This window comes from Kitasatospora sp. MBT63, assembly GCF_000710465.2.
Classification (GTDB): Bacteria; Actinomycetota; Actinomycetes; order Streptomycetales; family Streptomycetaceae; genus Kitasatospora.
Genome location: NZ_JAIZ01000519.1, coordinates 17,044 through 21,967 on the forward strand (window position 1 = coordinate 17,044; position 4,924 = coordinate 21,967).

Annotated in this window: 6 protein-coding genes and 1 pseudogene; 4 read left to right on the forward strand and 3 right to left on the reverse strand. The window is 73.6% G+C overall.

The genetic code is table 11. From position 1 onward, the window contains the following. Window positions 1-19 precede the first annotated feature (19 nt). Both AA75_RS28110 and AA75_RS28115 read right to left on the reverse strand, forming a co-directional pair. The gene (locus tag AA75_RS28110; protein ID WP_051813569.1) at window positions 20-526 is read right to left on the reverse strand and encodes a DUF3515 domain-containing protein; all 507 of its coding nucleotides are present in this window, start codon (window positions 524-526) and stop codon (window positions 20-22) included. A 20-nt stretch (window positions 527-546) separates the two neighbouring features. Beyond that, complete coding sequence (locus AA75_RS28115; RefSeq protein WP_033823072.1) at window positions 547-780, reverse strand: Lrp/AsnC ligand binding domain-containing protein; 234 nt, start codon at window positions 778-780, stop codon at window positions 547-549. 242 nt (window positions 781-1,022) lie between these two features. Between AA75_RS28115 and AA75_RS28120 the strand changes: the two genes are divergently transcribed. The 3 genes from AA75_RS28120 to thiD all read left to right on the forward strand — a co-directional run bounded on the left by AA75_RS28120 (window position 1,023) and on the right by thiD (window position 4,031). Further along, window positions 1,023-1,991, forward strand: coding sequence for a thiamine-phosphate kinase (locus AA75_RS28120; RefSeq protein WP_033823073.1), 969 nt, complete (start codon window positions 1,023-1,025; stop codon window positions 1,989-1,991). Window positions 1,992-2,155: 164 nt separating this feature from the next. Further along, window positions 2,156-3,181, forward strand: a complete 1,026-nt coding sequence (locus AA75_RS28125; protein WP_033823074.1) for an ATP-dependent 6-phosphofructokinase — start codon at window positions 2,156-2,158, stop codon at window positions 3,179-3,181. Between the two features lie 37 nt (window positions 3,182-3,218). Then, window positions 3,219-4,031, forward strand: a complete 813-nt coding sequence (thiD, locus tag AA75_RS28130) for a bifunctional hydroxymethylpyrimidine kinase/phosphomethylpyrimidine kinase (protein WP_033823075.1) — start codon at window positions 3,219-3,221, stop codon at window positions 4,029-4,031. A gap of 153 nt (window positions 4,032-4,184) precedes the next feature. Here thiD and rpmB read toward each other — a convergent pair whose 3' ends face one another. Further along, window positions 4,185-4,370 (reverse strand): 50S ribosomal protein L28, encoded by a 186-nt coding sequence (rpmB, locus tag AA75_RS46100; protein WP_073813963.1) that lies wholly within the window; start codon window positions 4,368-4,370, stop codon window positions 4,185-4,187. Between the two features lie 306 nt (window positions 4,371-4,676). Here rpmB and AA75_RS52485 point away from each other — a divergent pair. After that, window positions 4,677-4,924 (forward strand): annotated as a pseudogene (locus AA75_RS52485) (dihydroxyacetone kinase); the annotation flags it as partial.

Genomic DNA, 4,924 nt, shown 5'->3' on the forward strand with positions numbered 1-4,924 from the left:
GGTCACGGACCGCCCGTGGTCACAGACCGTCCGGGACCGTCGCCTTGATGGCGTCGGTGAGCGAGCTGAGCGGGTCGGCGTAGTTGGGGTAGGCGCCCTTGGGCACGTACACCTCGACGTACGCCTTGCGGAGCGTGGTGACGAAGCGGTAGCCGCCGTCGTCGCTGCCGGACATGCCCCACTGCACGTCGTTGACCTCGGGGGAGTTCTTCAGCGGGTCGTCGTCCAGGTAGCCGGGGCGCTCCAGGCCGCAGCGCAGCACCGTCCGGGGCGAGCTGCCCCAGGCGGCGGTGTACGGGGAGGCCGGCGAGGGGTCCTGCCGGGGGTGGCCGAGGACCGTGGCGGGCAGTGCCTTGTCCAGGGCCTCGCAGTACCGGGCCGCTTCGGCGCGCGGCGTCGGCGGCGTGACGTTCGCGGGGCCGCTCCAGGCGGCGGTGAGCAGCACGATGCCGCCCAGCAGTACCACGGGCGGGGTCAGCCAGCGGACCGGGGCGGGCAGCGTGGTCAGGCGGGAGGTCGAGGCCATCCGCCGATGCTAACCGGGCTTTACAGGTGCACCACCGGGCAGGTCAGGGTCCGGGTGATGCCCTCGACCAGCTGGACCTGGGCGACCACCAGTCGTCCCAGGTTGTCCATGGTGTCGGCCTCCGCGCGGACGATCACGTCGTAGGGACCGGTGACGTCCTCGGCGGTGACGACACCTTGGATCTTGGAGATGGACTGGGCCACGGCCGTCGCCTTGCCCACCTCGGTCTGGATCAGGATGTATGCATGGACCACAGGGACCTCCAGGCGGCTCGGAACGGAGATCGCCCTCCGGGTCCGGCCAGGGTGGTGCGACGGGCCGACCGGCAGGCTGATCACCACGCTACCGCGCGGTGCGGCCGCTGCGGGAGTCCCCTGCCGGGCCCGAGGGCGTACGCTGCGCGCGGGGGCGCACGGTACCTGACGGGCGCAGGGGCGCCGACCACGGCCGCGGAGCCATCCGCCGGCCCGGACGAGTTGAGTTGAGAGGACGGCAGATGCAGGGGACCGTGGGCGAGCTGGGCGAGTTCGGACTCATCCGGGAGCTGACCGCCAGGCTGCCGCTGACCCCGGCCGTGGAACTCGGACCGGGCGACGACGCCGCGGTGGTGAAGGCCTCCGACGGGCGGGTGGTTGCCACCACCGACGTGCTGATCGAGGGCCGGCACTTCCGCCGCGACTGGTCCACCGCCTACGACGTCGGCCGCAAGTCCGCCGCGCAGAACCTGGCCGACGTGGCCGCCATGGGCGCCGTGCCGACCGCCATCCTGCTCGGCCTGGTCGCCCCCGCCGACCTGCCCACCACCTGGGCCACCGAGCTGATGGACGGGCTGCGCGACGAGTGCCAGGTGGCCGGCGCCACCGTGGTCGGCGGCGACGTGGTGCGCGGCGAGACCATCACGCTGGCCATCACCGCGCTCGGCGACCTGCAGGGCCGCGCCCCCGTGCTGCGCTCCGGCGCCAAGGTCGGCGACGTGGTCGCGGTGACCGGGTGGCTGGGCTGGTCGGCCGCCGGGCTCACGGTGCTGCAGCGCGGCTTCCGTTCGCCGCGCGCCTTCGTCGAGGCGCACCGGCGCCCCGAGCCGCCGTACCACGCGGGCCCGGCCGCCGCCGACCTCGGCGCCTCCGCGATGGTGGACGTCAGCGACGGCCTGGTCGCGGACCTCGGCCACGTCGCCAAGGCCAGCGGGGTCGACATCGACCTGCGCGCCGCCGACTTCGACGTCCCGGCGCAGATGGCCGACATCGGGCAGGCGGTCGGAGTGGATCCGCTGCTGTGGGTGCTCTCCGGCGGGGAGGACCACGCGATCGTGGCCACCTTCCCGAAGTCCGTCCAGCTACCCGCCCGTTGGCGGGTGGTCGGTGAGGTGGTGCGGACCGCGGGGGTGGCGCGCGGCGGACGGGTCACGGTCGACGGGGCGCCCTGGGACCGGGTCGGCGGCTGGGACCACTACGCGCAGGACTGACCCCCGGCCGCGGGCGGCCCGCCCCCGTCGCACCGGGGAGTGACCGGGCCGTCCGCGGTGGCGCGGGAAGCCGGGTCCGGGCTGCCCGAGTGCGTAGGCTTGCGCTGTTGCCGGCCGGCCCGGCCGCCTGCACCGGGCCCCACACAGCGGGAGAGCACACCCACATGCGCATCGGTGTCCTGACCAGCGGCGGCGACTGCCCCGGCCTCAACGCGGTGATCAGGTCGGTGGTCCACCGCGCCACCGACGTGCACGGGGACGAGATCGTCGGGATCGAGGACGGCTTCCTCGGGCTGATCGAGGGCCGCAGCCGGGTGGTCTCGCACGACGACGTCACCGGCCTGCTCACGCTGGGCGGCACCATCCTGGGCTCGGCCCGGGTCAAGCGCGAGCGGATCGAGTGGGCCGTCGACAACGCCCGGATCCTGGCCCGCAACATCGGCGTCGACGCGCTGATCGCGATCGGCGGCGAGGGCACGCTGACCGCCGCGCGGATGTTCAGCGCGGCCGGGCTGCCGGTGGTCGGGGTGCCCAAGACCATCGACAACGACATCGACGCCACGGACGTCACCTTCGGCTTCGACACCGCCGTGCACGTGGCCACCGACGCGATCGACCGGCTCAAGACCACCGCCGAGTCACACCAGCGGGTGATGGTGGTCGAGCTGATGGGACGCCACACCGGCTGGATCACCCTGACCGCGGGGATGGCGGGCGGCGCGCACGGGATCCTGATCCCGGAGAAGCCGTTCGACATCGAGGCCGTCGCCCGGATGATCGAGGAGCGGTTCCGGCGCGGCAAGACCTTCGCCATCATCGCCGTCGCGGAGGGCGCCGAGCCGCTGCCCGGCACCCTGCGCTTCGAGCACGGCCACGTCGACCAGTACGGCCACCGGACCTTCGGCGGGATCGGCACCCGGCTCGCCAACGAGCTCGAGGGCCTGCTCGGCAAGGAGGCCAGGCCGGTCATCCTGGGCCACACCCAGCGCGGCGGCACCCCGACCGCCCGGGACCGGGTGCTCGCCACCCGGTTCGGCTGGCACGCCGTGGAGGCCGTCCACAAGGGGGCGTTCGGGCACTTCACCGCACTGCGCGGCAACGACATCCGGCTGGTGTCGATCGGGGACGCGGTCACCCGCCTCAAGACCGTGCCGACCGCCCGCTGGCTGGAGTCCGAAGCGGTGCTCTGAGCGCGGTGCCCCGGGCGCGGGCCGGTAGGTTGGCGGCATGGTTTCGACAGTCCACCCCACCCCCGCGCCGCCGCGCGTGCTGACCGTGGCCGGTTCCGACTCCGGCGGCGGCGCCGGCATCCAGGCCGACCTCAAGGCGATGCTGGCCCTCGGCGTGCACGGCATGAGCGTGATCACCGCGGTCACCGCGCAGAACTCGCTCGGCGTCCAGGGCTACTGGGAGCTGCCCGCCGAGGCGGTCCGGGCGCAGTTCCGCAGCGTCGTCGACGACATCGGGGTGCAGGCGGTGAAGACCGGCATGCTGGCCTCGGTCGAGCTGGTCGCCACCGTGTCCGAGCTGCTGGCCGGCGTCGGCGCGCCGGTCGTGGTGGACCCGGTCGGCGTCTCCAAGCACGGCGACGCGCTGCTCGCGGCCGAGGCCGTCGCCACCGTGCGCGAGCTGCTGCTGCCGGTCGCCACCCTGGCCACCCCCAACCTGCACGAGGTGACCCAGCTCACCGGCATCGAGGTGGGCGGCGAGCGCGACATGCGGGCCGCGGCCGAGGCGCTGCTCGCGCTCGGGCCCGGCTGGGTGCTGGTCAAGGGCGGCCACCTGGCGGGTGACGCCGCCGACCTGCTGGTCGGCGCCGACGGCGGCGAGCACTGGTACCGCGCCCCGCGCTACGACAACCGGCACACCCACGGCACCGGCTGCACCCTCGCCAGCTCGATCGCCGCCGAGCTGGCCAAGGGCGCCGCGGTGCCGGACGCGGTCGCCGCGGCCAAGGAGTACATCACCGGCGCCATCGCGGCCGGGTTCGCGCTGGGCGCGGGCATCGGCCCGGTCGACCACGCCTGGCGCTGGCGCTGACCCGGGTCCCGGACGGGTCCGGACACGACACTGCGGGGGTCAGGAGTGGTGACTCCTGGCCCCCGCAGCGCCGTGCAGGACCGGAACAACAGAGCAGCCGACCCACCCGAGGATGGATCGGCTGTCCGGAGGACCGGCTTACCGGTCTGCGCGTCAGCGCGAGACCTTACCGGCCTTGATGCACGAGGTGCAGACGTTGAGCCGCTTCGGCGTCCGCCCAACCACAGCGCGCACCGTCTGGATGTTGGGGTTCCAACGACGAGGGGTACGGCGGTGCGAGTGGGAGATGCTGTTGCCGAAGCCCGGCCCCTTGCCGCAGACGTCGCAGTTGGCAGCCACAGGAGTCACTCCAAGACTTCAGATCAGGTACGTTCGAAAACCCCGGCTGAGCGAACGCCCCACTCGCGTGGGGTGAATCGGTTCAAGGGGTGAGCCCGGGTTGTTCCAGGCAACCGCAGAAGCATACATCGGGTGCTCCCGCTGAACGAAACTACCATGCTCAGGGCCGTGATCGTTCCGGTCGGCGGCGCCGCCCGCCCCCGGGGCCGCGCGGGCGTCGCGGGGCCGGGCACCGATAACCTGCCTGCATCGCCCTAGCCACCGCGTTCAGTCGCGTTCCCGTGGCGTTCACCCGGAGGAGACCTGGTGCTGGACACGCTCGACGCCGCGGCCGTCCGCACCTGGTACCGGCTGGCGCTGGCCGCCCTCGGCCAGGCCCGCGAGGAGATCGACGCACTCAACGTCTTCCCCGTCCCCGACGGGGACACCGGCACCAACCTCTACCTGACCGTCGAGTCCGCGGCCGCCCACGCGGAGACCCTCTTCGCCGACCACCCCGAACCCGGCCTCGGCCCGGTGATGACCGCCGTCTCCCGCGGCGCCCTGGTCGGCGC